The 26,699-nt window shown below is 33.8% G+C and carries 27 protein-coding genes; 20 read left to right on the top strand and 7 right to left on the bottom strand.

What is annotated here, in order from left to right:
• Positions 1–144: 144 nt before the first annotated feature.
• Positions 145–585 carry a global transcriptional regulator MgrA gene (locus HMPREF2864_RS06585; protein ID WP_070545062.1) on the bottom strand — a complete coding sequence of 147 codons (441 nt, stop codon included), beginning with the start codon at positions 583–585 and terminating at the stop codon, positions 145–147.
• Positions 586–809: 224 nt separating this feature from the next.
• Here HMPREF2864_RS06585 and HMPREF2864_RS06580 point away from each other — a divergent pair, with 224 nt between their 5' ends.
• The 6 genes from HMPREF2864_RS06580 (at position 810) to HMPREF2864_RS06560 (ending at position 7,029) form a co-directional block, all read left to right on the top strand.
• Complete coding sequence (locus HMPREF2864_RS06580) at positions 810–1,742, top strand: CobW family GTP-binding protein (protein ID WP_037543081.1); 933 nt, start codon at positions 810–812, stop codon at positions 1,740–1,742.
• Between the two features lie 107 nt (positions 1,743–1,849).
• Positions 1,850–1,951 carry a type I toxin-antitoxin system Fst family toxin gene (locus tag HMPREF2864_RS12065; RefSeq protein ID WP_014533356.1) on the top strand — a complete coding sequence of 34 codons (102 nt, stop codon included), beginning with the start codon at positions 1,850–1,852 and terminating at the stop codon, positions 1,949–1,951.
• A 387-nt stretch (positions 1,952–2,338) separates the two neighbouring features.
• Complete coding sequence (locus tag HMPREF2864_RS06575; RefSeq protein WP_002479378.1) at positions 2,339–2,635, top strand: hypothetical protein; 297 nt, start codon at positions 2,339–2,341, stop codon at positions 2,633–2,635.
• Positions 2,636–2,882: 247 nt separating this feature from the next.
• Entirely contained in the window at positions 2,883–3,824 is a 942-nt protein-coding gene (gene mdh, locus HMPREF2864_RS06570; RefSeq protein ID WP_172452328.1) for a malate dehydrogenase, read from the top strand.
• A 121-nt stretch (positions 3,825–3,945) separates the two neighbouring features.
• Positions 3,946–5,493, top strand: a complete 1,548-nt coding sequence (locus HMPREF2864_RS06565) for an SLC13 family permease (RefSeq protein WP_070545058.1) — start codon at positions 3,946–3,948, stop codon at positions 5,491–5,493.
• A gap of 153 nt (positions 5,494–5,646) precedes the next feature.
• Positions 5,647–7,029: a cryptochrome/photolyase family protein gene (locus tag HMPREF2864_RS06560; protein ID WP_002459779.1), complete on the top strand. Its 1,383-nt coding sequence runs from the start codon at positions 5,647–5,649 to the stop codon at positions 7,027–7,029.
• 86 nt (positions 7,030–7,115) lie between these two features.
• Here the strand turns inward: HMPREF2864_RS06560 and HMPREF2864_RS12310 are convergent, their stop codons facing one another.
• On the bottom strand, positions 7,116–7,394 hold the full coding sequence (locus HMPREF2864_RS12310; protein ID WP_002459778.1) for a hypothetical protein: 279 nt from the start codon (positions 7,392–7,394) through the stop codon (positions 7,116–7,118).
• Positions 7,391–8,008, bottom strand: coding sequence for a DUF1361 domain-containing protein (locus HMPREF2864_RS06555; RefSeq protein WP_002493005.1), 618 nt, complete (start codon positions 8,006–8,008; stop codon positions 7,391–7,393). Before HMPREF2864_RS06555 ends, HMPREF2864_RS12310 begins: the two co-directional genes overlap by 4 nt.
• 272 nt (positions 8,009–8,280) lie before the next feature.
• On the opposite strand from HMPREF2864_RS06555, the gene norA reads away from it, so the two are divergent.
• The 9 genes from norA to HMPREF2864_RS06510 all read left to right on the top strand — a co-directional run bounded on the left by norA (position 8,281) and on the right by HMPREF2864_RS06510 (position 19,272).
• Entirely contained in the window at positions 8,281–9,447 is a 1,167-nt protein-coding gene (gene norA / locus HMPREF2864_RS06550; protein ID WP_002459776.1) for a multidrug efflux MFS transporter NorA, read from the top strand.
• A 711-nt stretch (positions 9,448–10,158) separates the two neighbouring features.
• Positions 10,159–10,596: a hypothetical protein gene (locus HMPREF2864_RS06545; protein ID WP_002493002.1), complete on the top strand. Its 438-nt coding sequence runs from the start codon at positions 10,159–10,161 to the stop codon at positions 10,594–10,596.
• A 111-nt stretch (positions 10,597–10,707) separates the two neighbouring features.
• Positions 10,708–11,199: a Cys-tRNA(Pro) deacylase gene (ybaK, locus tag HMPREF2864_RS06540; protein ID WP_002459774.1), complete on the top strand. Its 492-nt coding sequence runs from the start codon at positions 10,708–10,710 to the stop codon at positions 11,197–11,199.
• A 258-nt stretch (positions 11,200–11,457) separates the two neighbouring features.
• The gene (locus tag HMPREF2864_RS06535) at positions 11,458–12,219 is read left to right on the top strand and encodes a DeoR/GlpR family DNA-binding transcription regulator (protein WP_002459773.1); all 762 of its coding nucleotides are present in this window, start codon (positions 11,458–11,460) and stop codon (positions 12,217–12,219) included.
• Complete coding sequence (gene pfkB / locus HMPREF2864_RS06530) at positions 12,216–13,136, top strand: 1-phosphofructokinase (RefSeq protein ID WP_002459772.1); 921 nt, start codon at positions 12,216–12,218, stop codon at positions 13,134–13,136. Before HMPREF2864_RS06535 ends, pfkB begins: the two co-directional genes overlap by 4 nt.
• Positions 13,137–13,141: 5 nt before the next feature.
• Entirely contained in the window at positions 13,142–15,097 is a 1,956-nt protein-coding gene (locus HMPREF2864_RS06525) for a PTS fructose transporter subunit IIABC (RefSeq protein ID WP_070572147.1), read from the top strand.
• A 591-nt stretch (positions 15,098–15,688) separates the two neighbouring features.
• Positions 15,689–17,044, top strand: a complete 1,356-nt coding sequence (locus HMPREF2864_RS06520) for a hemolysin family protein (protein ID WP_002459770.1) — start codon at positions 15,689–15,691, stop codon at positions 17,042–17,044.
• A gap of 212 nt (positions 17,045–17,256) precedes the next feature.
• Positions 17,257–18,093 (top strand): aldo/keto reductase, encoded by an 837-nt coding sequence (locus tag HMPREF2864_RS06515; protein WP_070545054.1) that lies wholly within the window; start codon positions 17,257–17,259, stop codon positions 18,091–18,093.
• Positions 18,094–18,249: 156 nt separating this feature from the next.
• Complete coding sequence (locus HMPREF2864_RS06510; protein WP_002459768.1) at positions 18,250–19,272, top strand: glycosyltransferase family 2 protein; 1,023 nt, start codon at positions 18,250–18,252, stop codon at positions 19,270–19,272.
• A gap of 40 nt (positions 19,273–19,312) precedes the next feature.
• Here the strand turns inward: HMPREF2864_RS06510 and HMPREF2864_RS06505 are convergent, their stop codons facing one another.
• From HMPREF2864_RS06505 to queC, 4 genes are all read right to left on the bottom strand, one after another.
• A complete protein-coding gene (locus tag HMPREF2864_RS06505; RefSeq protein WP_002459767.1) occupies positions 19,313–19,903 on the bottom strand; it encodes a hypothetical protein in 591 nt (196 codons plus the stop codon).
• 98 nt (positions 19,904–20,001) lie between these two features.
• Positions 20,002–20,718 (bottom strand): 7-carboxy-7-deazaguanine synthase QueE, encoded by a 717-nt coding sequence (gene queE / locus HMPREF2864_RS06500; protein ID WP_002459766.1) that lies wholly within the window; start codon positions 20,716–20,718, stop codon positions 20,002–20,004.
• Positions 20,718–21,137 carry a 6-carboxytetrahydropterin synthase QueD gene (queD, locus tag HMPREF2864_RS06495; RefSeq protein WP_002459765.1) on the bottom strand — a complete coding sequence of 140 codons (420 nt, stop codon included), beginning with the start codon at positions 21,135–21,137 and terminating at the stop codon, positions 20,718–20,720. The genes queE and queD overlap by 1 nt, the downstream gene beginning before the upstream one ends.
• A gap of 1 nt (position 21,138) precedes the next feature.
• Positions 21,139–21,810 carry a 7-cyano-7-deazaguanine synthase QueC gene (gene queC / locus HMPREF2864_RS06490; protein ID WP_002459764.1) on the bottom strand — a complete coding sequence of 224 codons (672 nt, stop codon included), beginning with the start codon at positions 21,808–21,810 and terminating at the stop codon, positions 21,139–21,141.
• Between the two features lie 334 nt (positions 21,811–22,144).
• Here queC and HMPREF2864_RS06485 point away from each other — a divergent pair, with 334 nt between their 5' ends.
• From HMPREF2864_RS06485 to HMPREF2864_RS06465, 5 genes are all read left to right on the top strand, one after another.
• Entirely contained in the window at positions 22,145–22,741 is a 597-nt protein-coding gene (locus HMPREF2864_RS06485; RefSeq protein WP_002479366.1) for an anthranilate synthase component II, read from the top strand.
• A complete protein-coding gene (locus tag HMPREF2864_RS06480; protein WP_070545053.1) occupies positions 22,725–23,876 on the top strand; it encodes a chorismate-binding protein in 1,152 nt (383 codons plus the stop codon). Before HMPREF2864_RS06485 ends, HMPREF2864_RS06480 begins: the two co-directional genes overlap by 17 nt.
• Positions 23,877–24,482, top strand: a complete 606-nt coding sequence (locus HMPREF2864_RS06475; RefSeq protein ID WP_002459761.1) for an aminotransferase class IV — start codon at positions 23,877–23,879, stop codon at positions 24,480–24,482.
• Positions 24,483–24,815: 333 nt separating this feature from the next.
• Positions 24,816–25,538, top strand: coding sequence for a 5-oxoprolinase subunit B family protein (locus HMPREF2864_RS06470; RefSeq protein WP_002459760.1), 723 nt, complete (start codon positions 24,816–24,818; stop codon positions 25,536–25,538).
• Complete coding sequence (locus HMPREF2864_RS06465; RefSeq protein WP_002479364.1) at positions 25,520–26,524, top strand: 5-oxoprolinase subunit C family protein; 1,005 nt, start codon at positions 25,520–25,522, stop codon at positions 26,522–26,524. Before HMPREF2864_RS06470 ends, HMPREF2864_RS06465 begins: the two co-directional genes overlap by 19 nt.
• Positions 26,525–26,699: the final 175 nt, after the last annotated feature.

Below are 26,699 nucleotides of genomic sequence, written 5' to 3'. Positions count from 1 at the left end.
CATTTCTATGGAGCTAGGTAGAAGAATTCAATGTGTACATAAAAAACCCATCAATTAATATCAATTGATGGGACATTTTATTTAAAGATTTCGTTTAAAAAAATAACAGTTACAACTTTAATTCACATGACGCTGATACTATAATTATTCTTTGTTTTCAGTAAATGCGTTAATAACTTTACCTAGAAGACGGTTCAGTTCTTGTGCTTCATCTGCACTAAGCGATGAAGCGGTTGCCACTTTAGAAGAAGCATCTTTAAGATTAGGTTTGATGCCTTCACTTTTTTCTGTCAAGTGTATAAAGACCTCACGTTGATCAACTTCAGAACGTTCACGTTTGATTAAATCAACGTGTTCCATTCGTTTAAGAAGTGGTGAAACTGTTCCAGTATCTAATGCTAATTCAGTAACGACTTTTTTAACATTTACTGGTGACTCATCCCACAATATACTTAATACTAGAAATTGTGGGTAAGTAAGGTTGTACTTTTTAAAGACTTTGTTTGAGTAGTAGCGATTTACTTGTCTTTGAGCATTGTACAAACTAAAACATAGCTGCTCTTTTAAATTGTGATGTTCAGACATTAAAGTTCTCCTCCAGACATTCTATCCGTTTTCTCTTTTTCGGATTAAATCCCGTTAGTGTTGTGCAAAATATATTTATTGACACATTTCATTTCAATGTCATGATAAAATTAAAGTATGACTAAAGTTTAGAAGAAAACACACGTATAATCAAGTATAAACATAAATTTTTATATATTCATTATCATTTACTTAGAAATTTTAAATAGAAAAGAGAATAAAAATTGAAAAAACATAATTGCAGAAACACATATATTTCTATAGTTTCCGGGTTTTTAGGTAGTGGTAAAACCACTTTTCTACAAGAGTATATGCAATATTTATTAAAAACTGATGAGAAAATCACAATTATTATGAACGAATTTGGTACTTTTGACGTTGACAGTTTAACATTCAATAATGAGGTTGCCATAAATGCTTTAGTTAATGGTTGTGTTTGTTGTGATTTAAAAGCAGATTTAGTAGCGCAGTTAAAAAATATTATTGCGGATGGTCAAACAACACACATCATTATTGAGGCAACTGGAATTGCACATCCTTTAGAAATCATGATGGCATGTCAGGATCCTGAAGTGATTCATTTAATTAGTGAAGTTAAGATGATAGGGATTTTAGATGCTTCTCGATTTCTTCATAGACATCGTTATTCATTGACAACGGTAGAGTTAATGGAAGAACAATTGGCCTATAGTTCAATGATTATTATCAATAAAATGGATTTAATTAATGATCAGGAGCAGAAAAAACTGAGCGCTGAGTTAACCCAAATTAATCCGCAAGCAACCACATGCTACACTACGTTTGGTCAATTAGATATCACTACATTTAATAATATTAAGCATGTTGATAATATGAAGTCACCAGCTAAGCATGCACATCATCATGGCATTAAGAGCATGCAGTATACATTTAGTGGACCAATAGATAGACAATTATTTTATCAATTTATATTAAAGTTACCGCAAAATGTTTTTCGTTTGAAAGGTTTTGTCCGTTTTAGAGACTGTGCTGATGTGATTTATGAGTTTCAATATGCACATGGATTACCTAGTTATGGTGAGGTAGACAAAGAGGTACCACTTACAATAGTTATCATTGGTGAACATATTGATGTTGAACGTTTGCGCAATAATCTCGATATGCTTCAATTTACATGACATGGCATATCAGAAGTGAGATATCTTTACAAATACATAGATGATATAATAATAAAGTCGCCTACCTCTCAGGCGTCAAATGTCGACGCAGGGAGGAGGTGTTGCCCATGATGGAAATCCTTGTTCACATCACAACCACAGTTATTAGTGGTTGTATTGTTGCGTTATTTACGTATTGGCTACGTACGCGTAACAATAAGAAAAAATAGGCGACGCATAGCCAACGCCTAAAAAATCCCCTCACTATCGCAAGTAGTGAGGGGATTGGTGTTTCCATGTGGAAATCCTTGTTAACCATATTATAACACTGTGGCTTGGGAAAATGCAAAGTATGCAATGTCGTATATTAGAACGACACATATTAACGTTGTGACATAAAATAATTGTTCGATGAAGTTTGTGTTGTTTAAATGAATACTACTTTTTCGTTCTTGTAATGATTAAATTATAATTGCTTCTAAATAAATTAAGTCAAAATAAAGTGTTGCTATTTACGAGCAGAATTTAAAGTAACTCATTTATGTTGTTGTAGTGTGGATTTTGACATAAAATTATATGTAAGAAAACTTTTTCGTTTTAAGCAGGAGGTAAAGTTAATGAATAATGAAGATTTTAAACAAAAGCAGCTTAACTTTGAATTTAGATTTATTATGATTCCTTATCTCATATTTGCAGTAATTATTTTATTATCAAATATTTTTTACTCTCAAATTATTATTACAATGACTTTTTTTGGTTTGTTTTTTGCCTATAATTTAGGGTTATTATTTGTAGCGTTTGTTAGACACTTTAAACGTACATTAATATTAACAGCAATACTGACTTTATTGTCTGGAGCAGCTTTCTTTACAATTATTTATGTTTTTGGTTTGCACCATCAGATATTTGGATAAATAAAAGATGATATATGCTTGAAACATTATAAAAGTTTCATATAATAATGAATAAGCGCTTAAACATTCTATCTGGTGTGTATCTAAAATCTTAATGAAATAGTATTAATAGATGCACCCAGACAGAAGTATTTTAATTGTATTTATAAGTAATTATGTAAGCGGTTTCTACAAATGATTTTGTATGCAAAATACGTATATGCATTAAAATTTTTATAAAATAATATAAAAGGAGCGAAACCATATGATAAACAGAAATAAAATATCAGTCATTGGTGCAGGAAATACAGGTGCAACACTAGCTTTCTTATTAGCACAAAAAGAGGTTGGAGATGTCGTTATTGTTGACCAGCCTAAATTCGAAGGTATGTCAAAAGGAAAAGCGCTAGATATTCAAGAAAGTGGACCAGTATTAGGGTTTAATAGTGTTGTGACTGGAACGTCAAATTATGAGGATATTTCAGATTCAGATATTGTCATTATTACTGCAGGTGTACCAAGAAAACCTGGTATGAGTCGTGACGATTTAGTTCAAATTAATGAAAGTATTATGGAAGATATTTCTCAACAAATTGTCCGCTATTGTCCACAAGCATTCGTTATTGTCTTAACCAATCCGGTTGATGCGATGACTTATACCGTGCTGCAATCCACTGGTTTTGAAAAAAATAAAGTGATGGGGCAGTCAGGCATTTTAGATACGGCAAGATACAAAACATTCATAGCCGAAGCATTACATCTATCCGTACAGGATATTACTGGCCTTGTTCTTGGAGGTCATGGTAATACTATGGTTCCTATCGTATCGTCTACTCAAGTAAACGGTGTACCTATTACCGAGCTACTATCACCTTCAGAACTAGAATATATTATCCAACGTACAAGAGATGGTGGTGCTGAAATTGTAAATTTATTAGGTAATGGTTCAGCATATTATGCACCGGCTGCTGCGTTATACGAAATGGTTATAGCTATTTTAAAAGATCAAAAACGTGTTCTTCCAACTATTGCATTTTTAGATGGGGAGTATGGCTATCGTGATATTTGCCTTGGCGTCCCAACCGTACTTGGCAAACAAGGCGTCGAACGAGTTATAGAACTTAAATTATCAGAATCAGAGCAACAACAACTCGATTTATCTGCAGATGCAGTTATGAAAGTTAAACAATCATTAAAACAAGCTAAATAATATTGCTTATTTGTAATAATCTAAAAAGTGTGAAAATTGTGTGTTATTTGCAAATTTTCACGTCATTATTGTTGTTTAGTTGTTATACTAAAAATGAAAAATAAGCAAAGGGTGAAATATGATGGAGAAAGGGAGTCAAGATATACCACACACACGCCAAAAAGAAAAGACAAAGGGATACAAACCTATTTGGATTGTTATTAGCTTTATTGCTTTAATTGTCATTTTGTTATTACCAACACCAACAGGATTACCAGTAATGGCTAAAGGTGCCTTAGCAATTTTAGCCTTTGCTGTTATTATGTGGGTGACAGAAGCAGTGATTTACCCAGTTTCTGCAACGTTAATTTTAGGATTAATTATTTTAATAATGGGATTTAGTCCAGTACAGGATTTAGCGAAGCATTTAGGAAACCCTAAAGCAGGCGATGCTATCTTAACTGGTAATGACTTGTTAGGAACTGGTAATGCTTTAACTCAAGCATTTAGTGGGTTTTCATCTTCAGCTGTAGCTTTAGTTGCTGCTGCACTTTTTTTAGCTGCAGCTATGCAAGAAACTAATTTGCATAAACGTCTCGCTTTACTCGTATTATCAATTGTTGGAAATAAAACGCGTAACATAGTTATTGGTGCTATTTTAGTATCCATTTTATTGGCGTTTTTTGTACCATCTGCAACTGCACGTGCAGGTGCGGTTGTGCCAATTTTATTAGGTATGATTGCAGCATTTAAAGTTTCTAAAGACAGTCGTTTAGCAGCGTTATTAATTATTACTTCGGTACAGGCAGTTTCCATTTGGAATATTGGTATTAAAACGGCTGCGGCACAAAATATCGTTGCCATCAATTTTATCAACCAAAGTTTGGGACACGATGTTTCATGGGGTGAATGGTTTTTATTTGCAGCGCCTTGGTCAATACTTATGTCGATAGCGTTATTTTTCATTATGATGAAAGTAATGCCACCTGAACATAATGCTATTGAGGGTGGTAAAGACTTGATTAAACAGCAGTTAACAGATTTAGGCCCTGTTTCAGCACGTGAATGGCGATTAATCGTTATTTCTATCTTATTGTTATTATTCTGGTCAACAGAAAAAGTGGTACATCCTATTGACTCAGCTTCAATTACAGTTGTCGCATTAGGTGTTATGCTTATGCCTAAAGTTGGTGTTATAAAGTGGGATGGTGTAGTAAAAACAATTCCATGGGGGACGATTATTGTCTTTGGAGTTGGTATATCACTTGGTAATGTATTGTTGAAGACTGGTGCAGCTCAGTGGTTAAGTGATAAGACATTTGGATTACTTGGGCTTGAATCAATGCCATTGATTACGACGATTGCTTTGATAACATTGTTTAATATCTTAATTCATCTTGGTTTTGCTAGTGCGACCAGCTTATCTTCTGCGCTGATTCCAGTATTCATCTCATTGACATCAACGCTACATTTAGGAGATCAAGCTATTGGATTTGTACTTATTCAACAATTTGTTATCAGCTTTGGTTTCTTGTTGCCGGTAAGTGCACCTCAAAATATGTTGGCATATGGTACAGGGACATTTACAGTTAAGGATTTCTTGAAAACTGGGGTACCGCTGACTATTGTAGGTTATATTTTGATTGTAATTTTTAGTATGACTTACTGGAATTGGTTAGGGCTAATATAGGAAAATGTTAAATATATCAATAGAATAATCAATTGAACGATTTCGGGCACAAAACCTAGTGGATTTTGTGTCCGAAATCGTCCATCTTTATCATGCTTGTTGTTAGACGAGATGGGGTAATAAAATATCAAAGTTAAAGTGAGGTGATGTAGTTTGAATATCGCTTTAGTATTAAATAGAGTATTCAGATTAGAACAAAATCCAATGTTTGAGTACTTAAATCATAATCAAGCAGATATCGAACGATGTTACTGTGTGATTCCCTTAGAATTATTTGAAGATGAAGCACCATTAAAACGGACATTTTACCATCAGGCAGTTACTCAGTTTATACAACAACTGATTGAGATAGGAATTAAGCCCTTTGTGTTTCCATATACAGCGTTTGCTTCATTTTGTGAACAGAAAGAAATCGACACGGTAGTATTTCCAAGCGATATTATGAGTTTTCACAATTGTGAATGCGATATTTTACATGTTAAATCTGAGATACAAGCGCAAAAAATAGCAATCGTTAATGTACGTGCAAATCATTATTTTCAACCTAGTCGCACGTTAAATCAGCAAGGACAACCATATAAGGTATTCACCAGCTTCTACAAAGCAAATCGCCCTCAATTGAGACAACGAAGACGTTATCCTTATCAACTTGATAAATTAAAGCAACAAATCATCAATGCTGATAATACATCAGTTAAAAAAGTGACTGAGCATATAAATATTGGGGAGGCCAAAAGTCAGCAACAATGGCAAGCATTTTTAAATAATAATATTGAGCATTATCAATATTATAGAGAGTACTTACCAGAAACACTGACAAGTCAGTTGAGCATTGCACTTGCATATGGCTTCCTAGATATTAATGAGATCATGCGCCAGTTACTTGAACGTTATCATGATAATGAGGAAAATTATGAGGCCTTTATTCGTGAACTATTATTCAGGGAATTTTATTATGTTTTAATGGTTTATTATCCAGAAACGGCACATACATCATTTAATGATAAGTATAAACATATAACTTGGTCAGAAAATCAATCAGATTTTAATGCATGGAAAGAGGGACGAACAGGATATCCAATTATCGATGCTGCGATGCATGAGTTAAAACAAACAGGTTTTATGCACAATCGAATGCGTATGGTAACGGCTCAATTTCTAACTAAAGAGTTATTTATAGATTGGACATGGGGAGAAAATTATTTTAAAAATTTATTGATAGATTATGACGCTGCTTCTAATGTGCATGGATGGCAATGGTCAGCATCTACTGGTACAGATGCCGTGCCATACTTTAGAATGTTTAATCCGATTCGTCAAAGTGAGCGGTTTGATAAAAAAGGTTTATACATTAAAACATACTTGCCCCAATGGGCTAATGTACCTGCCAGCTATGTTCATGAACCGTGGAAACATGCGCAAACACTAAAAGATTATGGCATAGATTTAGGAACAAACTATCCGTGGCCTATCGTTGATCATCAACAAGCCAGAGCCCACGTGATGGAACAGTTTAAAAAACAAGCAGACAAATAACAACCATATAAACCGGGGCACCAGCACAAAGGAATGCGCCAAACATTACCATTAATGGGAGGATACATTGTCCACTTTTTCTATTTCTAAGCAATTAAAAACAAACATATATATAGCATTATAAATTCAAAAAATGTGGCAATGTATAGATATTTCAACCGTAATTTAGTACGGTATGGGACTTCCCAATGTGGATATCGGCGTTCAAAATAGCATAATTGTATTAAGAAAACACCAATGCCAAATGGAAGGCAGGTTAACAGCAAACTTAATGACAGTTTAAATCCGATTGAATGAAAGAAATGGCCAACGATTAGTTGCAAAATAATAATGCTAATTATTAAAAGAATGATATTAAAACTCATTGTGTATGACGCACTCCTTTCGCAAATATAAATAAAGTAGCTTGTAACACAACCATTAATAAGATGAAGATGAGTGATTTACCACTAAGTGAGCTCACTACATTTTCTATAATTTTAAAAGGTTGGTTAATCAGAAAAACGGAATGAAAGCGTAAGAAACGTCCGATATATATTCCTAATCCACTCAGAAACATGACTACAGCCACAAGGATAATATTTATCCATTGGTGAGAAGTAAAGTAATACAATTCCAAATAAATTAAGGTCATACAATAGAGTGCGAAGAAGACACCTAATAATAAATAGGTGAAGAAAATCCATTCCATTAAATTTAATGTTAAATAAAAGTTAAAGGTAAATTGATTAAGGTGAATTAAATCAGTCACCATATAAAAGGTATTTGGTACCATGAGTAAGAAAATTAAGCTAAAAATAATAAATAATGGCCATTCAATTACTTTTTTCGGTTTGAACAGCTTTAATAGTAAACATAATTCAAAAGGAATATATGCTAAAAATATATTGAGTGTCATAAACTCAAATATACGTGATTCAAATAATGAAATTACAATCAAGATTATAAAATAAATTCTGGCAATATACCGTCCCTGCATAATATACACTACTTTCGTATCAAACTTATCGTTCATTAAAATAATTGTATAGGTTAATAATCATACAGCTTTCATGCTAAATTTATCAAATTAAAAGGAGTTTTCAAATTAAATATTTATGTCGATTATTAACGGTATGTAATAAGTTTTAAAACACCGTTATTGCGAAAAAACATTTATTTGGTATAGAATGTCATAATATTGAATTTTTAATTTTTAGGGAAATGAAAATGTAGGGTAAAAATTAAATTAGTACAAAAGAGGTGAAGTGATTGAAAAAGCAATTATTCATATTATATTTTAATATTTTTCTAATTTTTGTTGGTATTGGCCTTGTCATCCCAGTATTACCTGTTTATTTGGAAGATTTAGGTTTAAAGGGACGTGATTTAGGAGTTCTAGTTGCTGCCTTTGCACTTGCGCAAATGGTTATATCTCCTGCTGGGGGCGCTATGGCTGATAAATTAGGAAAAAAATTAATAATCTGTATTGGCCTTATTTTATTTGCAGTTTCTGAGTTTTTATTTGCTGTTGGACATACTTTTGTCACGCTTATCATTTCAAGAATACTTGGTGGTTTCAGTGCTGGAATGGTCATGCCAGGAGTGAATGGTTTAATTGCAGATATTTCACCTTCAAAAGATAAAGCGCGTAACTTTGGCTATATGTCGGCTATTATTAATTCTGGCTTTATTCTTGGGCCTGGAATAGGTGGATTTCTAGCTGAATTTTCACATCGCTTGCCATTTTATTTTGCCGGAAGTTTAGGCATTATTGCTTTTATAATGTCATTCATTTTAATTCATAGTCCAAAACAACAAACAACAGACGGGTTCCATCATACATTACAACCTGAAGTATTTACTAAAATTGATTGGAAAGTCTTTTTAACTCCTATTTTATTAACGTTGATTTTAGCGTTTGGCTTATCATCTTTTGAAACGTTATTTTCTTTATACACATCATATAAAGCACATTACACACCAGCTGATATTTCTATTGCGATTGTGGGTGGAGGAATATTTGGCGCTATCTTCCAAATCTTTTTCTTTGATAAATTTATATCATATATGTCTGAATTAACTTTTATAGTTTGGGCACTTTTATATTCAGCAATTGTCTTATTTACATTAATCTTGGCAAACGGTTATTGGACCATTATGATTATTAGTTTTATTGTTTTCATTGGTTTTGACTTAATTCGTCCTGCTATTACAAATTATTTTTCTAATATTGCAGGAAATCGTCAAGGTTTTGCTGGAGGATTAAATTCAACTTTTACAAGTATGGGTAATTTTGTCGGACCACTTGTTGCTGGTGCATTGTTTGATATAAATATTGAGTATCCATTATACATGGCTATTGCAGTAATGGTATTGGGTATTGTTCTAATTTTTATAGAAAAAGGCTTGCGCAAACATTTATCAAAAGCTCAATAAAAACAATCTTTAACTTAATAGATGAATTAAAAAATGTTTAACAGTCTGGAACATAAATTCCAAAACAATAGGGCGCGGGACAGAATTCATAATGAATTCGTATTTCCGCCCCGGCAAGGTTGGCTAAGATTGAAAAAAGCTTGCTATCATCCTATTTTCAATCCAGTCAACTACTGCCAATATAGAACTCAGAGCCTAAAATATAATTATTTCCCAGACTGTTTTTATATACAATAGTTTGTATGATTGGATCACTTGCTTAGAGGATAGCTTTAGTCATCCTAGCTCACTTTGTTAGGAAAAACTGGTTTAGTCAGGGACCGCCTCAACTTGCATTACTTGGTGAATTTCTTGTCGGAATTCTCTTTGTTGGGGCCCCAGCTTATCTTGTTCTCTAAAGTGTCTTATCTTCAATACGTAATAACATGTGATTTTACATTGAAGTTCTTTTAATAAATAAGGCACTTTCGCATCATTATAGTAGACTTCACTAGATTAAATGAACCATGCGCTTTAAGTGTTTCATCATTAAAGTAAGTTAGACATTAGATTTAGGTTACAATACATAGTGATTTTGTAACATTTGCATCCTTTGAATGATGATTATGTTACAAAGATTACAGTTGGTTTAAATTGTATTATACACAATATATTTTGCGGTTTTTTATGTTAAGATGAATAAAAATTAAGTGAAGAAATGTGGGTAAGGAGATGAAACTGAAGAATCTTTTTTTAAGTGCTGTCGCAGTGTTGTTAACGATATGTTTGTTATTTCTATTGTTTATTGCTACAAATGAACAAGCTTTGGCTAAAGTCCATCAAACAATATCAACATTTTCAAAGATAAATAAAGTATCAGCTATTGAAAATGTAGTTAAAGTGAACCATCTTACAGCACATGCATCTGAAAGAACTAATAAACAACAGACACAAAGTTTAACGATAGAAGCTAACCAGCCACACAAATATACAGATCAAGAATGCAAAGTGATTGCTTCTAACTATGCGCAACAAAAGCAACAAGTTGAATCACATATGACGAAGATAGAAGAGACAAGTCGAGATGTGACTTATTCTGGTACACAACACGATAACAATATTAAAATTAACAAAAATGGCAAAGTAGAAAACGATAAGAATACACATTAGCACCGGATGATTGAGATAATCGAAGGTGTTTTTGTTTTGTTTGTATTTGAATCATTGTGCTTATTCAGCGTAAAATAAATTTGAATGAAGACAATGAGGTGACACGAATTAATGAAGAAGAAAAAAGCAACTAAAACAAATGCAATGCGTATGTTGGATCAAGCAGGTGTAGATTATAAAGTGAATACGTATGAAATTGGTGAAGAACATGTTGACGGTGTCCATATTGCACAACTTGTTCATGCGCCCGTTGAACAAGTATATAAAACACTGGTCCTAGAAAATGCGAATCACGATCATTTTGTATTTGTCATACCGGTTGATACTACACTGGACTTAAAACAGGCAGCACATGTAGTTCAAGAAAAGAAATTAAACTTAATGCCACTTGAACAGTTAAAAAAAGTTACAGGATATATTCGTGGTGGTTGTTCACCTATAGGCATGAAACATTTATTCCCAACGACTATAGATGAGTCAGCACTGCAACAAGAATCAATATACGTTAGTGGCGGGCATCGAGGTGCTCAAATTATTGTAGGTGTCAAAGATTTAATAAACCTTACGAAAGCCAAAACCGCTAATATCATTCAGCATGGATAATTTCAACAGCCTAGTGAAAAGACACTTAGACCAAGATTACGAAATAAATTTAAATGAATAATAGTATTAAACTTCTTACGAACTGCTAAGTGCTTCAAAAGCATTTGGCGGTTTTTATTTTGATGTGTGAACATATTATTAAAAAATGGTTTTTGTGACAAAACTGCGAATTGTGATTGTTTTTGACAGTTTTTGATAACTTTTGATTGAAAAATGTAAGCGCGAACATTATAATGTGAAGTGAAATGAGGTGAGGCAATGATAACTGAAAAACGATATGATTTAATCCTCCAAGAATTGAATAAGAAAGACTTTTTATCACTCCAAGAACTAATAAATCGTATTGGATGTAGTGCTTCGACAATAAGACGTGATTTATCGAAACTACAACAGATGGGCAAACTTCAACGGGTTCATGGTGGTGCAACCATTGTACATAACAGGGTGTTGGAACCAATATTGTCAGATAAGCTTGCAACGAATTTAACAGAGAAAAAAGAAATTGCACAGTATGCTGCAGCTTTGATTCAAGATCGAGAATGCATTTTCTTAGATGCGGGATCTTCAACGATAGAAATGATTCCATTCATTACAGCGAAAGACATTGTTGTAGTTACAAATGGTTTAACGCATGTTGAAAAGTTGTTAGCAAAAGGTATCAAAACGCTTATGGTTGGTGGAGAAGTTAAAGATACAACATTAGCTACGGTGGGTGCCTCAGCATTAGAGATAGTTAGACGCTATTGTTTTGATAAAGCATTTTTAGGCATGAATGGTATTGATTTAAAGCATGGATTAACAACTCCAGACGAAAAAGAAGCATTAATCAAAGAAATGGCAATTCAACGTTCAAATGAGTCATTTGTCTTGGTAGACCATTCGAAGTTTAAACAAGTCTATTTTGCAAGGATTAATGACGATGATGCAGATGTGACCATTTTAACGTCAAAAGAAGCGTTAACAGAACCATCATTGGCACAATTCCAAGAACGTTATCATATTTTAGGAGGTTTGTCATGATTTATACGGTTACTTTTAATCCCTCTATAGATTACATTATGTTTACTGATGGATTTGAATTAAGTGGACTAAATAGAGCGACGACAACACATAAATTTGCTGGGGGTAAAGGTATTAATGTTTCTAGAGTGCTAAGCACATTAGAAATACCTTCAACGGCGTTAGGTTTTACTGGTGGATTTCCAGGTGAATTTATAAAAGATACGCTCGCAGCTAATGAGATTTATACGGATTTTATTACTGTAGATGAAGATACACGTATTAACGTTAAATTGAAATCTGGTCAAGAAACTGAAATAAATGCACCAGGTCCCAATATTAGTAAACAACAATTCGAAGCATTGCTTAATCGAATTAAGCGAACAACGTCAGAAGATGTTGTTGTTATAGCTGGTAGTGTGCCACAAAGTATTCCAAGTGATGCCTATGCACAAATTGCACGAATTACTCAAGAAACAGGTGCACAGCTTGTTGTAGATGCTGAAAAGGATTTGGTTAATACGATACTACCATTTCAACCTTTATTTATTAAACCAAATAAAGATGAGCTTGAAGAGATGTTTGATATCACGATTCAAAATGATATGGATGTCGTTTATTATGGTCGTAAAATATTAGAACAAGGTGCTCAGTCAGTAATCATAACATTGGGTGGCGATGGTGCTATATATATCGATCAACAGCAAAGTATTAAGGCACAAAACCCTCAAGGTAAGGTTATTAATACGGTAGGTTCTGGAGATAGTACAGTAGCTGGTATGGTAGCTGGTTTAACTTCAGGATTGTCAATTCAAGAAGCATTTAAACAAGCCGTTGCAGCAGGAACTGCTACAGCATTTAATGATGACTTAGCCACACGAGACGATATAGAAAAAATTAAAGATCAAGTTACAATGACAGTACTTGATGGGGAGTGATATTGATGAGAATTACAGAGCTACTTACTAAAGAAACAATAGCTATGGATTTAACTGCTACTGATAAAAATGGTGTGATTGATGAACTCGTCAATCAATTAAATATTGCAGGAAAATTAAATAATGTAACAGCTTTTAAAGAAGCGATTCATAATCGTGAAGCTCAAAGTACAACAGGTATAGGAGAAGGTATTGCTATCCCACATGCCAAAGTAGCAGCAGTTAATGCACCAGCGATTGCTTTTGGTAAATCTAAAGCAGGCGTTGATTACCAAAGTTTAGATATGCAACCAGCCCACTTATTCTTTATGATTGCAGCTCCTGAAGGCGGTGCTCAAACACATTTAGATGCACTAGCTAAATTGTCAGGAATCTTAATGGATGAGCAAGTGACAGCACGTTTGCTAGATGCAACTTCACCTGAAGAAGTACTCCAAATTATTGATGCTGCTGATGATGAAGCAACAAAAGAAGAAGAAAAAGAAGCCCAAGAACAAGAAGCAGCAGAGGCAAATTCATCAGTTGATTCAACTGAACCATATGTTTTGGCTGTCACAGCTTGTCCAACAGGTATCGCACATACCTACATGGCACGAGATGCTTTGAAAAAACAAGCAGAACAAATGGGGATAAAAATAAAGGTTGAAACGAATGGTTCAAGTGGTATTAAAAATAAATTAACCCAACAAGATATTGACCGTGCATCAGGTATTATTGTTGCAGCTGATGTTCATGTAGAAACTGACCGTTTTGATGGTAAAAATGTGGTAGAAGTACCGGTTGCGGATGGCATTAAACGCCCAGAAGAATTGATAAACACCGCACTTGATACGAGTCGCAAACCTTTTATTGCACGTGGCGATAGTCAACATGGAAATGCGAGTGAACAAAATGAAAAACAAAGTTTTGGGAAAGCATTCTATAAGCACTTAATGAATGGTGTATCTAATATGTTACCACTTGTTATTGCGGGCGGTATTTTAATGGCCATTGTATTTCTATTTGGTGCTAACTCATTTAAACCTGATAGCTCAGAATATAATGCTTTTGCTGAACAACTTTGGAACATTGGTAATAAAAGTGCCTTTCAATTAATTATTCCGATATTATCTGGATTTATTGCACGTAGTATTTCGGATAAACCAGGCTTTGCTGCTGGTTTAGTCGGTGGTATGCTTGCAGTTACAGGTAGTTCAGGATTTATCGGTGGTATCATTGCTGGTTTCTTAGCCGGTTACTTAACTCAAGGTATTAAATATATGACGCGTAAATTACCACAAGCACTAGAAGGTTTAAAACCAACTTTAATTTATCCGCTCATAAGTGTGACAATTACAGGCTTGCTTATGGTATACGTATTTAACCCACCTGCAGCTTGGTTGAATAAATTATTACTTGATGGTTTAAACAGTTTATCAGGTGCGAATATTATGTTACTTGGCTTGGTTATTGGTGCTATGATGGCCATCGACATGGGTGGTCCATTCAACAAAGCAGCTTATGTCTTTTCAACTGCGGCATTATTTGAGGGTAACACTGCACCTATAACTGCAGCAATGATTGGTGGAATGATTCCACCGTTAGCAATTGCAACTGCGATGATTATTTTTAAACGTAAATTTACGAAAGAACAACGTGGTTCAATCATACCAAACTATGTTATGGGTCTCTCCTTCATTACAGAAGGTGCAATTCCGTTTGCAGCTGCAGACCCATTGCGTGTGATTCCTTCAATGATGGTAGGGTCAGGAGTCGGTAGTGCCATTGCATTAGGATTAGGTTCAAGCATTGGTGCACCGCATGGTGGTATTATCGTTATTTTTGCAACAGATTATCATCATCTTGTGCAAACATTTATCGCTTTAATTATTGGTACGATTGTGTCAGCTTTAATGTATGGTTTCCTCAAACCTAAATTAAGAGAACATGAAATCGAAGCATCTAAGGCAATGGATGAATAAGTGACCTTCTCATGAAGTTGGAGAAGTTAATATCAAGATAATAACTATAAATGAATTTATACTGAATCCCAAAGGTGGTATTTTTGTTTAGTATATGCATTAAGTGTCTGGACATCATTGCCGGGGCGGGACTACGAATTTATTATGAATTCGTAGTGCCGCTCTCTTTTAATTATGAATGGATTTTTATTAAAATTTGTATAATAATGTACTGCTTTTGCCAATGACTGTTAAATACTTTACATAAAAGTATTTTTGCGTTAATAAACCAAAGAAAGGATCTATTTTCCAATCATGTTCGAATAAATATACCACAAAAACGCAAAAATATTTAGTAAAATAGAAACGTATGATAATGTATAGAAGATTGTACCTCGATGTTTTTGTTAAACATGATATTAAAATGAACGAAATGCCACTATTCGCAATTATATTATGATAAAATAAGAGTAATGCAATTTTTTATGGGGGTGTCACAATGGGAAGGATTTAACTTGTAGTATTAATGTCATGAAACCAAGTGAATTCATAATCTTGTTTCCCAATGGGACATATATTTTGGAGGTGAATCCCTAGATATAGGGAGATTAATTGGAAACTGCGACCATAATAAATTTAGTTATATTTTTTCTTTTAATAGCATTAACAACTGTATTCGTTGGCTCAGAATTTGCCTTAGTAAAGGTGCGTGCAACTCGGATAGAACAACTTGCTGATGAAGGTAACGGTAACGCAAAAATTGTTAAACGTATGATCGCCAACTTAGATTACTATTTATCAGCATGCCAATTAGGTATAACTGTAACATCTTTAGGTTTAGGGTGGTTAGGAGAACCTACCTTTGACAAATTGTTACATCCATTGTTTGAGTTGTTACATTTACCTGATGCTTTAACAACAACAATTTCCTTTGTTATCGCGTTTATCATTGTTACTTATTTACACGTTGTTTTAGGTGAATTGGCACCTAAATCGCTGGCTATTCAACATACCGAAAAACTAGCGCTAGTATACTCTAGACCGTTATATTACTTTGGTAACGTCATGAAACCATTGATTTGGTTGATGAATGGCTCCGCTAGAGTGATTATCCGCATTTTCGGTGTAGATCCTGATGCACATAGCGATGCGATGTCTGAAGAGGAAATTAAAATTATTATTAACAATAGTTATAATGGTGGAGAAATTAATCAAACAGAATTAAATTATATGCAGAATATTTTTTCTTTTGACGAACGAAATGCTAAAGATATCATGGTTCCACGAACTCAAATGGTAACGTTAAATGAACCATTTAATGTTGATGAACTCTTGGACACCATAAAGGAATATCAATTCACACGTTATCCTATAACAGAAGATGGTGACAAAGACCATATCAAAGGATTTATTAACGTTAAAGAATTCTTAACTGAATATGCCTCTGGTAAACCTATTAAAATTGCAAACTATATTCATGAATTGCCAATGATTTCTGAAACAACAAGAATTAGTGATGCATTAATTCGCATGCAACGTGAGCATGTGCATATCAGTTTAATCATTGATGAATATGGTGGTACAGCTGGTATTTTAACAATGGAAGATATCTTAGAAGAAATCGTTGGAGAAATTCGTGATGAATTTGATGATGATGAAGTTAACGATATTATTAAATTAGATGACCATACGTATCAAATTAATGGTCGAGTATTATTAGATGATTTAAATGAAAAGTTTGATATTCAATTTGCTGACTCAGAAGATATTGATACGATAGGTGGTTGGCTACAAGCTCAAAACACTAACCTTCAGAAAGATGATTATGTTGATACAACTTATGATCGTTGGTATATTTCTGAAGTTGAAAATCATCAAATTATTTGGGTTATTTTAAAATATGAATATCTTGAAAACAGACCAACCATTAGCGAAGAAGATGAAGATGAGTCTCATGCAAAAGATTAAAGCATAGCATATGGGGTGACTTATTTATTGGAGTGGGAAAGCACAGTCATAATTGACTTTGATTCCTGCTCTTTTTTATATGGCATGATGGTTAAGTTAACGATGTTAAGAAAATTTTTCACTGTTAAATTGAGTATGTTTTATTTGTATTATAATCTGTACTTACGATAAGCTTAACTCAACAATAGGCAACTTAAAAGGGGAGACTTTAGATGAATGATACGCAATTATTAAATAATGGCTATCCTATGCCCAAAGTAGGTTTTGGTGTTTATAAAATTACTGATGAAGATATGCCGAAAGTCATTCAACAAGCTATAGAAACCGGCTATCGTGCATTTGATACTGCATATTTTTATGGCAATGAGGCATCATTAGGACAGGCTTTAAAGAACAGTGGTGTGCCACGTGAAGAATTGTTTATCACGTCTAAGGTATGGAATGATCATCAAGGTTATGAACAGACGAAAGCCTATTTCCAACGTTCTTTAGATAACATGGGTCTTGATTATTTTGATTTATTCTTGATTCATTGGCCATGTGAACAGAATGGACGATATATTGAAACATATAAAGCACTAGAGGATTTATATCATGAAGGTAAAGTAAAAGCGATTGGCGTATGTAATTTTAAAATGCATCACTTGGAAAAATTAATGCAAGAAACAAATATCGTTCCACAAATTAACCAAATTGAATTGCATCCTTACTTTAATCAACAGGATGTTCAAGACTTTTGCGATAAACACGATATTACTGTAACGGCATGGATGCCATTAATGCGCAATCGCGGATTATTAGATGATTCAACAATTCAACATATTGCCCAACAACACGACAAGACACCGGCTCAAATCGTGTTGCGTTGGCACTTAGCACATAATCGTATCATTATACCTAAGTCTCAGACACCTTCACGAATTAAAGAAAATTTCGATTTATTTAATTTTAATTTGGAATTAGCTGAAATTGCAGAAATTGATAGTTTGAATCGCAATGCAAGACAAGGGAAAGATCCTGATGATGTTAGCATTGGCGATTTAAAATAGTACAAATGATAAGCCTACTTAAAAAAATAAAATAGCTTTAAAAACTAGTTCGCTTGCAACTTTATTAATTTTTTGTAAAATTAAAGAACAATACTAGCGCGTTTTATGAATAAATTGATAAAATAGTATTAAGAAATAAGTAAAGGAAGTAATCGGATGAAAATCAGAGTCATTGTACCCTGTTATAACGAAGGAGAAGTCGTATTAAAAACATATGAGCGATTGACTGAAATTATGTTGAAAGACAGTAACGAAAAAAATTATGACTATGATTTATTATTTATTGATGATGGTAGCAAAGATAGTACGATTCAACACATACAGCAATTGTCGTTAGAAGATAAACACGTAAAGTTTATTTCATTTAGTAGGAATTTTGGTAAAGAATCAGCGATGATTGCAGGTTTTCACCATAGTGTTGATGTAGACGCTGTCATTATGATAGATGGTGATTTACAGCATCCTCCTGAATTTATACCCAATATGATTGATGGTTATCTAGAGGGTTATGATCAAGTCATTGCCCAACGTGATAGAGAAGGCGAACAGCTATCACGTAAAATAGTGACAAAGATGTATTATAAATTGATTAATGCATTTGTTGAAGATGTCCAGTTTGTCGATGGGGTAGGAGATTTTAGATTGTTGAGTCAACGAGCTGTGTGTGCAATTGCTGAGTTGCAAGAGAACAATCGTTTTTCAAAAGGATTATTTGCTTGGATTGGTTATAATACAAAAGTCTTTTCATATAAAAATGTAGAACGTGAAGCGGGACAATCAAAGTGGAATTTTAGAAAGTTATTTAATTATGGTATTGATGGTTTAATTTCATTTAATAGTAAGCCATTACGGACAATGATTTATTTTGGATTATTTATTTTTGCAATTAGCCTTATCTATATTATTTATTTGTCTATAGGCATTATCGTAAATGGCATTAGTAATCCAGGTTATTTCACGACGATAGCTGCTATTTTGTTACTTGGTGGTATTCAGCTTATCTCTATAGGTGTTGTCGGAGAATATATCGGACGGATTTATTATGAAGTGAAGCAAAGACCTAAGTACATTGTACAAGCTTCGAATTTAACCTATGAAAATGGTCATAGTCCCAATGCATATCAATGTAATATAAACCATGAGCATACCGTGAAAGATAAAGAAAAAGAGCATATATAATAAATAACCGAAACACGCCGACAAGTGTGTTCCGGTTATTTTAATAATGTTGAAATACTTTTTGCCAAATAATAAATGCTATAAATAATACATAGATTCCTAAAAATATGTACCAGAATGGTGTTAACATCATCATAACAACAAATGATAATGCAATAATAATTGTTCCTATCATGATAGGGGCTTGTATTCGTTTGAATAATGGCAAGCGATTGCGTTCGGTTGATTTAAATGTACCCGTAAATAAAATGATTGCCCCAATTAGAAAAATAGCTGGTGACAGATAAGGAATGGACATATAGACAGATTGGTCGCTCGAAATATCCATAATAAATGCTGATAAGCTTAAAATAATCGCAAATATGCTGGCAAGAAATTTTTGGTTATTAATTACAAAAGGATGTACCTTATAATTAACATACAGTTGCAGTAATAACCATATGATTAGTAATGCAGTGGTATAAGTTGAAATAAAATTATACTTTTGAATAATAAACATATTTATTGTTGTGTTAATGACAATCGCTAATAGTAGAGAACTAAATTTAAGTTGTTTATATTGCTGCCTATATAAATCAAACCCAACGATAGCCAAAACTACAGCAATGTTTAATAGTACGTATATAATCATGATGAACTCCTATCGCAAATACTTCATTGCCATATTATAGCAATTTAACACAACTTAATCATTTCATAACACTTACAAAACATTTTATAGCGATAAATTTAAACACCTTTTTTGTTGCTCCATAATAATGTATGAAGTTGTGGTAAGACATAAGCGCGATTCATATCATTGCTATGCATTACTTTTTCAACCAATTGTTCATATCGTGACAATAGTTTTTCAGTGTGATTTGCTACGTCATCTGCTAAGTATGGGTTGCCTACTTGCAAATAGAAAGGTATGTCTGGATAACGATGATGAATCATTTTGGCAAAAGCATAATCTTCATCATCAAAAACAACCACTTTCAAATTTAAGGATTGTGGCACACATTGTGCAATGACTTGATCTAAAACTTCTAAATTAGGTGTCATTGAAGAGCTAGGTGGTTTAGGACTTATCGTCAAATCATTAATCTGTGTCATCCAAGGTTGGAATTTACTACCTTGTGTTTCTAAAGCAGTTGCGATATGCTCAGTTTCAAATAAATCGACAAGATCTTGTATACCTTTAATTAATGCAGGATTACCTCCTGATATCGTTACATGATCAAAACAATCGCCACCAATTTCAATTAATTTTTCATAAATTTCTGTTGCGCTCATTAATTGAATTTGATCTTTTGCACTGCCATCCCAGGTAAATGCGGAATCGCACCAACTACAGCGATAATCACATCCAGCAGTTCGAACAAACATCGTTTTACGTCCAATGACACGGCCTTCACCTTGAATTGTGGGGCCAAAAATTTCTAATACAGGTATTTTAGCAGCCATTAATGTTGCACCTTCGGACGATAAACAACATAACTTGTTGGTGTTTCTCTTAAGTAGACTTGAACACAATGTGGACGATTTGTATATTGCATCAGATGATTTTCAATCATGTTATATATTGTCTGTGCCACAATTTCAGTAGAGGGACTTTGATCTTTAAAGTGTGGCAAATCATTCAATAAATAATGATCAAATTGATCGTGAATCAATGCTTTTAACTCTTGGAAATTGATAAGGAAACCATTATGATCAAGCGTGTCACCCGCAATTGTTAAATTTACGAAATACGTATGTCCATGAGTGCGTACGCATTTTCCAGCATCTTTACATGGTATAAAATGTGCTGCAGAAAAATTAAAGTCTTTATTGAGTTCGAATTGGTAAGGATGTGAGACAGACGGGTAAATTTGTTGTAACATATTATTTCGCTCCTTTAGAATTAAGATATTGTTGTAAACCACGTGCTCTTAAGTGACAAGCTGGACATTCTCCGCAGCCATCACCAATGATGCCGTTATAGCATGTTAATGTTTGATGACGGATATAGTCTAAGACACCAAGTTCATCACTTAGCGCCCATGTTTGAGCTTTGTTTAGCCACATGAGAGGTGTATGAATAACAAAATCTTTATCCATAGCTAAACTTAGTGTCACATTCATTGATTTAATAAAGTTATCTCTGCAATCTGGGTAGCCAGAGAAATCTGTTTCACATACACCAGTGATAATATGTTTGGCGTTGAGTTGGTAAGCAAGGGCACCTGCAAATGATAAAAACAATAGATTACGTGCAGGTACGAATGTATTAGGCATACCGTCATCGTTGGTTTCGATTTTCATATCGTGTTGCGTTAATGCGTTTGGCGTTAATTGTGATAATAGCGACATATCAAGAATGTGATGTGCTAGTCCTTGTTCATGCGCTATGCTTTTGGCTACTTCAATTTCAGTATTATGACGCTGTCCATAATTGAACGTAACAAGTTCGACTTCGTCAAAGTGCTTTTTAGCATAAAATAAGCATGTAGTACTATCTTGACCACCGCTAAATACGACTATGGCTTTGTTATTGTTTAAAGTTGTTTCAGTCATTGTCCATCTCTCCAATTTAAGTGCGTTGAGGGTAATGCAACCTATTTTTAGACATAAAAAAAGCTATCTCTATAAAAAAGATAGACCACAGAATAAGTAAATGCATATGATGATAAGTTACTTTAAATATTGATTGAAACATTCGGTGTCTAGTTTTTTATAGAGGGTTTCGGCTAGGAACCTCTGATTATTTATTTTGAATACGCTAGCTAGAATAATACAGAAACTATGTAAATCAAGAAATATTTTGGGATAATAGAAACGTAACCCCTTACATATATATTATAATAAAGTGGTAATTTTTACGAATGAAACTAAAGAAGGTAAGCATAAAATGATATTAGTCATAGATAATAACGACTCATTTACATATAACTTGATAGATTACTTTAAAACAGTTACTGATATAGAAATCATTGTTTATCGTATTAATCAAGTCACAATACAATCATTACAACAGCTTAATCCGTCAGCGCTAGTTATTTCCCCAGGCCCGGGTAAGCCTAGTGATTATCCGATAATCGCACAGATTATTGCAGCATTTAAAAAGCGTATTCCCATATTAGGTGTTTGCTTAGGATTTCAATGCATTTACGATTATTTTGGGGGCCGTATTATTCATGGTAAACGACCTGTACACGGCCACACAACAAAGCTTAATCATAATAATAAGGGGATTTTTGCTCAACTGCCACAACATTTTGAAGTGATGCGTTACCATTCTTTGATTGCAGAGCGTCAATCACTGCCGGCACAACTTGAAATTAGTGCTGAAAATGATGAAGGTATTATTATGGCAGTTCAGCATCGACAATGGCCTATTTATGCGGTGCAATATCATCCTGAATCAATTCTCAGTGAACATGGTCATGCACAAATTGAGCTGTTTATTAAAACTTTGGGGGTGAATCAGTGTGACAATACAATTTAATTATAGATATTATTTAGACGATTCACGCTACGAAACGCACCAACTTAAACTCACAGAAAGGTTAGGGCAATATCTAGCATATGAGATGAAAGATGTGGGAGACGTTATCAATTTTGCAGAACAACAGCAGAAAGAAGGGAAATATGTGGCGCTTTATATGACGTATGAAGCGGCACAATACTTTAATCCTGACATGGCTGTGCATCCAACTGCAGACGATGCAATATTAGCAGCGGCTTATAGTTATCAATCGGCACAGCCCATACAACAAGAGACGTCAATAAAGCATTATAATAATAAGCCACAACACCAGTTTGCCTTTCAAGTAAAAGAGGCAACTATGATTCAACATATCAAAGCAGTACAAGCAGCAATTATTGATGGCGAAACTTACCAGGTAAACTATACAACAAGAGTGAGTTCGCCAGTACAAATGCCAATTAAAGACCTGTATGATAAATTAACGCAAACTAAAAATGGCAATTACACCATGTTAATGGATACTGAAGACGTACAAGTCGCTTCTATTTCACCCGAATTATTCTTTCAGAAAGGGCCATTTGATGGTCAAGATAATGTAGTTGTGAGTAAGCCTATGAAAGGCACCATGCCAAGGTCAGATGTCAAACAGCAAGATCAATATAACTATAAATATTTACAACAATCATTAAAGGATAGAGCAGAAAATGTCATGATTGTTGATTTATTGAGAAATGATATTGCTAGAATTGCACGAAAAGGTACGGTACATGTGTATCGTTCGTTTTTTATTGAAACTTATGCCACTGTATATCAAATGACAAGTATGGTTGCAGGTCAACTCTCAAATGCTACATTACCATTAGCAACGTTATTTCATGCGCTATTTCCTTGTGGTTCCATAACAGGTGCACCTAAATTAAACACGATGTCATATATTCACAAATTAGAAGACCAACCGCGTTATATTTACTGTGGTACGCTTGGCATATTGATGCCAGATGACAAGATGATTTTTAATGTGCCTATTCGCACAATTGAATATCGTGATAATAAAGCGATATATGGTGTCGGCGCGGGTATTACTATTGATTCTGATCCTGAAAATGAAGTGCAAGAATTTCGTGATAAAGCTAAAATTTTGGAGATGCTATAAATGAAAATATTTGAGACTATGCGGATAGAGCAAGGCGTAATCCCTCGTGTTTATTATCATACAAAACGTATACGTTCTTCTAGTGCAGCTTTAGGATTTTTATTTAACGAAACAGCATGGGAGTCGAAACTTAACAGCATTCAAGCCACTTATAATCAAGGTATCTATAGACTCAAAATAGAGCTAAGTAAAGATGGCACATTTGAAATTAAAGTTGAACCATTAATGTACAAACCCTATTTCACAGCTAAATTACAGTCGATTGACAATGCGACAGAGACGTCGTTACTTATTAATAAAACATCACAACGACAACATCTAACACATAATCATACGACCGATTTAATCTTATTATATAACGAATATAAAATATTAGAGTTTGATATTGGTAATATCATGATTGAAGAACAAGGAAAATATTATACGCCAAGCTATCAGCATGATTTTTTACCAGGATGTAAAAGACAAGAGATGATTGATCAGGGGAAGCTTTTCGAAAAGGACTACACCGTGGATATGTTAAAAGAAGGTCTTCAAAAGCAAGAAATCAAAATATATTTAATAAACAGCTTGCGTGAGGTTGCCGATGTATCAATTTATCTATAAAATATAAAGGAATAAAGTATTAAAAATATATTTTAAAAAAGTGGGATAACAATGTTGGTAGTATGGTTGATAAGTATAGTGGTGATTGGGATAATAAGTAAATTCATATTTAATCATTATTATAAAACAGAACGCTTGATACGAGCAAAAGTAATAGCGACCGTGTCAATTTGTTGTCAATGTGTATGTGTATACTATTTCTGTCAGTCGCTTATTCCATATGTAGTGCGCATTATGGATGTTTTTTATCATTAATCAAATAGTTTTGTAGTCAGTGTGCCTGCACAATAATTGTCCGAAATTTACAAGTCTAAAAATATTAGAGGTGTGTTTATGAAAATATATAGCCAAGGAGACCAAGCTATTATAGTGGCTATCCAAAAAGATGTGTCTAAAGATGTAACACAACAATTGTTATTACTGAGAGATTATCTAGTTAAGCAAGACTTACCATTTATTGTTGAGATTGTGCCAACTGAATCTGATATGATGATTGTTTATGATGCCCGCGATATGATTAAACATCATCATATTGAATCCCCCTATCAGCACATGAAACATTTAATAGAACAGATAAGTCAAGCTGATTTAGAACAAACAGCTGCCACACAAACGAAACAAATTTGTGACATACCTGTTGTGTATGGTGGTACTTATGGTCCAGATTTAGAACCATTATTACAAGAATATGGGCTTGATTTTGAGACGTTTGTGAATTTACATACATCTGAAGCGTATTTTGTATCAATGATGGGGTATTCACCAGGTTTTCCTTATTTAAGTGGATTAAATGAAAGCTTATATGTAAATCATACGAGTGCAAACAAGAAAAAAGTACCTGCTGGGTCAGTAATTTTAGAAGGTAAAAAGTGTGGCATTGTGACTACAGACACATACAATGATTGGTTGGTGATAGGGTATACTCCTCTACAATTATTTTATCCTGACCAAGCCGATTTCACATTAATCAAATTAGGAGATTCAGTAACCTTTAAAGCGATTGCTGAAGATGAGATAGAATTAGGAGCATATGAACCATGTCGATTAAAGTTATAAAAGAAGGACTATTTAGTAGTTTTCAAGATTTTGGACGTCGCGGATACGAGCATGATGGCGTTATTCCAGGCGGTGCTTTAGATGAGCTTGCCCATGAAATTGCCAATCGACTTGTCGCTAATGATAAGAATGAAGCGACACTAGAAATGACACATAAATTGCCAACACTTCAGTTTACTGAACCGACTTTAATTGCATTAACTGGTAGTAATTTTAAAGCACAGACAGAGCACCTTACCATCACACCTTATAAATTATATTTAATTCAAGCGGGCGACACATTAACATTCAATGAAACAAGCCGTACTTCTCGTGTGTATCTTGCAGTAGGTGGAGGCTTTCAATTAGATGAATGGTTGGGCTCTAGTTCTACCGACTTTAATACGCATATTGGTGGTTTTAAAGGAAGAACACTTCAAGCTGGTGATACGATACAATTAAAAAATAACTACTCACATCGACACACCAAGTTATTTGAAAATTTAGCCGAAAGCAATCAAACCGATTGGGGAATAGACGGATACGCATTATCATTTAACTATATTTCAGATGTCTTTCATGTAATTAAAAATAAAGGGACAGAAGATTTTGATGAAGCTACTGTACAGCGCTTTACATTAGGAGATTATAAAGTTACTAGTAAAGCTAATCGCATGGGAATGTATTTACAAGGAGAAAGTATCAAAGCCTATTACGAGGACATGCCGGCACATCAAAGTGTGAAGCGGGGAACCATTCAAGTTAAACGTGACGGTACGCCTATTATTTTACTTAATGATCATTATACGCTAGGAAGTTATCCTCAAATTGGCACAATTGCAAGTTATCATTTATCTAAATTAGCACAAAAACCACAAGGCGCAAGACTAAAATTTCAATTTATCGATGTTGAAACCGCAGAAAAGAATGTTGTCAAATATAGTCATTGGGTTAATCAAATCTTTCATGCGATTGAGTATCGCATGAAATTAGAAATGTTAAAATAACAGAGGTCAGCCTTTAGACTGATTAAAATTAAAAGAAAAAAAGTTATAATATGGTATTGTCTTGTAGTTTATGCAGTGATATTATTTTCTTTTTACTTGAAAGATGGTCAAATATACTATATATTTATATATTGAACTATGCACTTTTGTTACAATTCAATTACAATGAATGAAA

The organism is Staphylococcus sp. HMSC059F04 (assembly GCF_001812565.1).
Taxonomy (GTDB): Bacteria; Bacillota; Bacilli; order Staphylococcales; family Staphylococcaceae; genus Staphylococcus; species Staphylococcus lugdunensis.
This window is presented reverse-complemented; position numbering and strand designations above follow the sequence as displayed.

What these genes read in the sequence shown, in the direction of transcription:
- HMPREF2864_RS06565 (WP_070545058.1), top strand. Translation starts at nt 3,946, where the DNA reads ATGGAGAAAGGGAGTCAAGATATACCACACACACGCCAAAAAGAAAAG.
- queE (WP_002459766.1), bottom strand. Translation starts at nt 20,718, where the DNA reads ATGGCTGCTAAAATACCTGTATTAGAAATTTTTGGCCCCACAATTCAA.
- HMPREF2864_RS06525 (WP_070572147.1), top strand. Translation starts at nt 13,142, where the DNA reads ATGAGAATTACAGAGCTACTTACTAAAGAAACAATAGCTATGGATTTA.
- HMPREF2864_RS06555 (WP_002493005.1), bottom strand. Translation starts at nt 8,008, where the DNA reads ATGCAGGGACGGTATATTGCCAGAATTTATTTTATAATCTTGATTGTA.
- HMPREF2864_RS06545 (WP_002493002.1), top strand. Translation starts at nt 10,159, where the DNA reads ATGAAACTGAAGAATCTTTTTTTAAGTGCTGTCGCAGTGTTGTTAACG.
- HMPREF2864_RS06535 (WP_002459773.1), top strand. Translation starts at nt 11,458, where the DNA reads ATGATAACTGAAAAACGATATGATTTAATCCTCCAAGAATTGAATAAG.
- queC (WP_002459764.1), bottom strand. Translation starts at nt 21,810, where the DNA reads ATGACTGAAACAACTTTAAACAATAACAAAGCCATAGTCGTATTTAGC.
- queD (WP_002459765.1), bottom strand. Translation starts at nt 21,137, where the DNA reads ATGTTACAACAAATTTACCCGTCTGTCTCACATCCTTACCAATTCGAA.
- HMPREF2864_RS06465 (WP_002479364.1), top strand. Translation starts at nt 25,520, where the DNA reads ATGTCGATTAAAGTTATAAAAGAAGGACTATTTAGTAGTTTTCAAGAT.
- HMPREF2864_RS06510 (WP_002459768.1), top strand. Translation starts at nt 18,250, where the DNA reads ATGAAAATCAGAGTCATTGTACCCTGTTATAACGAAGGAGAAGTCGTA.
- ybaK (WP_002459774.1), top strand. Translation starts at nt 10,708, where the DNA reads ATGAAGAAGAAAAAAGCAACTAAAACAAATGCAATGCGTATGTTGGAT.
- HMPREF2864_RS06585 (WP_070545062.1), bottom strand. Translation starts at nt 585, where the DNA reads ATGTCTGAACATCACAATTTAAAAGAGCAGCTATGTTTTAGTTTGTAC.
- pfkB (WP_002459772.1), top strand. Translation starts at nt 12,216, where the DNA reads ATGATTTATACGGTTACTTTTAATCCCTCTATAGATTACATTATGTTT.
- HMPREF2864_RS12310 (WP_002459778.1), bottom strand. Translation starts at nt 7,394, where the DNA reads ATGAGTTTTAATATCATTCTTTTAATAATTAGCATTATTATTTTGCAA.
- HMPREF2864_RS06485 (WP_002479366.1), top strand. Translation starts at nt 22,145, where the DNA reads ATGATATTAGTCATAGATAATAACGACTCATTTACATATAACTTGATA.
- HMPREF2864_RS06515 (WP_070545054.1), top strand. Translation starts at nt 17,257, where the DNA reads ATGAATGATACGCAATTATTAAATAATGGCTATCCTATGCCCAAAGTA.
- HMPREF2864_RS06575 (WP_002479378.1), top strand. Translation starts at nt 2,339, where the DNA reads ATGAATAATGAAGATTTTAAACAAAAGCAGCTTAACTTTGAATTTAGA.
- HMPREF2864_RS06475 (WP_002459761.1), top strand. Translation starts at nt 23,877, where the DNA reads ATGAAAATATTTGAGACTATGCGGATAGAGCAAGGCGTAATCCCTCGT.
- HMPREF2864_RS12065 (WP_014533356.1), top strand. Translation starts at nt 1,850, where the DNA reads ATGATGGAAATCCTTGTTCACATCACAACCACAGTTATTAGTGGTTGT.
- HMPREF2864_RS06470 (WP_002459760.1), top strand. Translation starts at nt 24,816, where the DNA reads ATGAAAATATATAGCCAAGGAGACCAAGCTATTATAGTGGCTATCCAA.
- HMPREF2864_RS06505 (WP_002459767.1), bottom strand. Translation starts at nt 19,903, where the DNA reads ATGATTATATACGTACTATTAAACATTGCTGTAGTTTTGGCTATCGTT.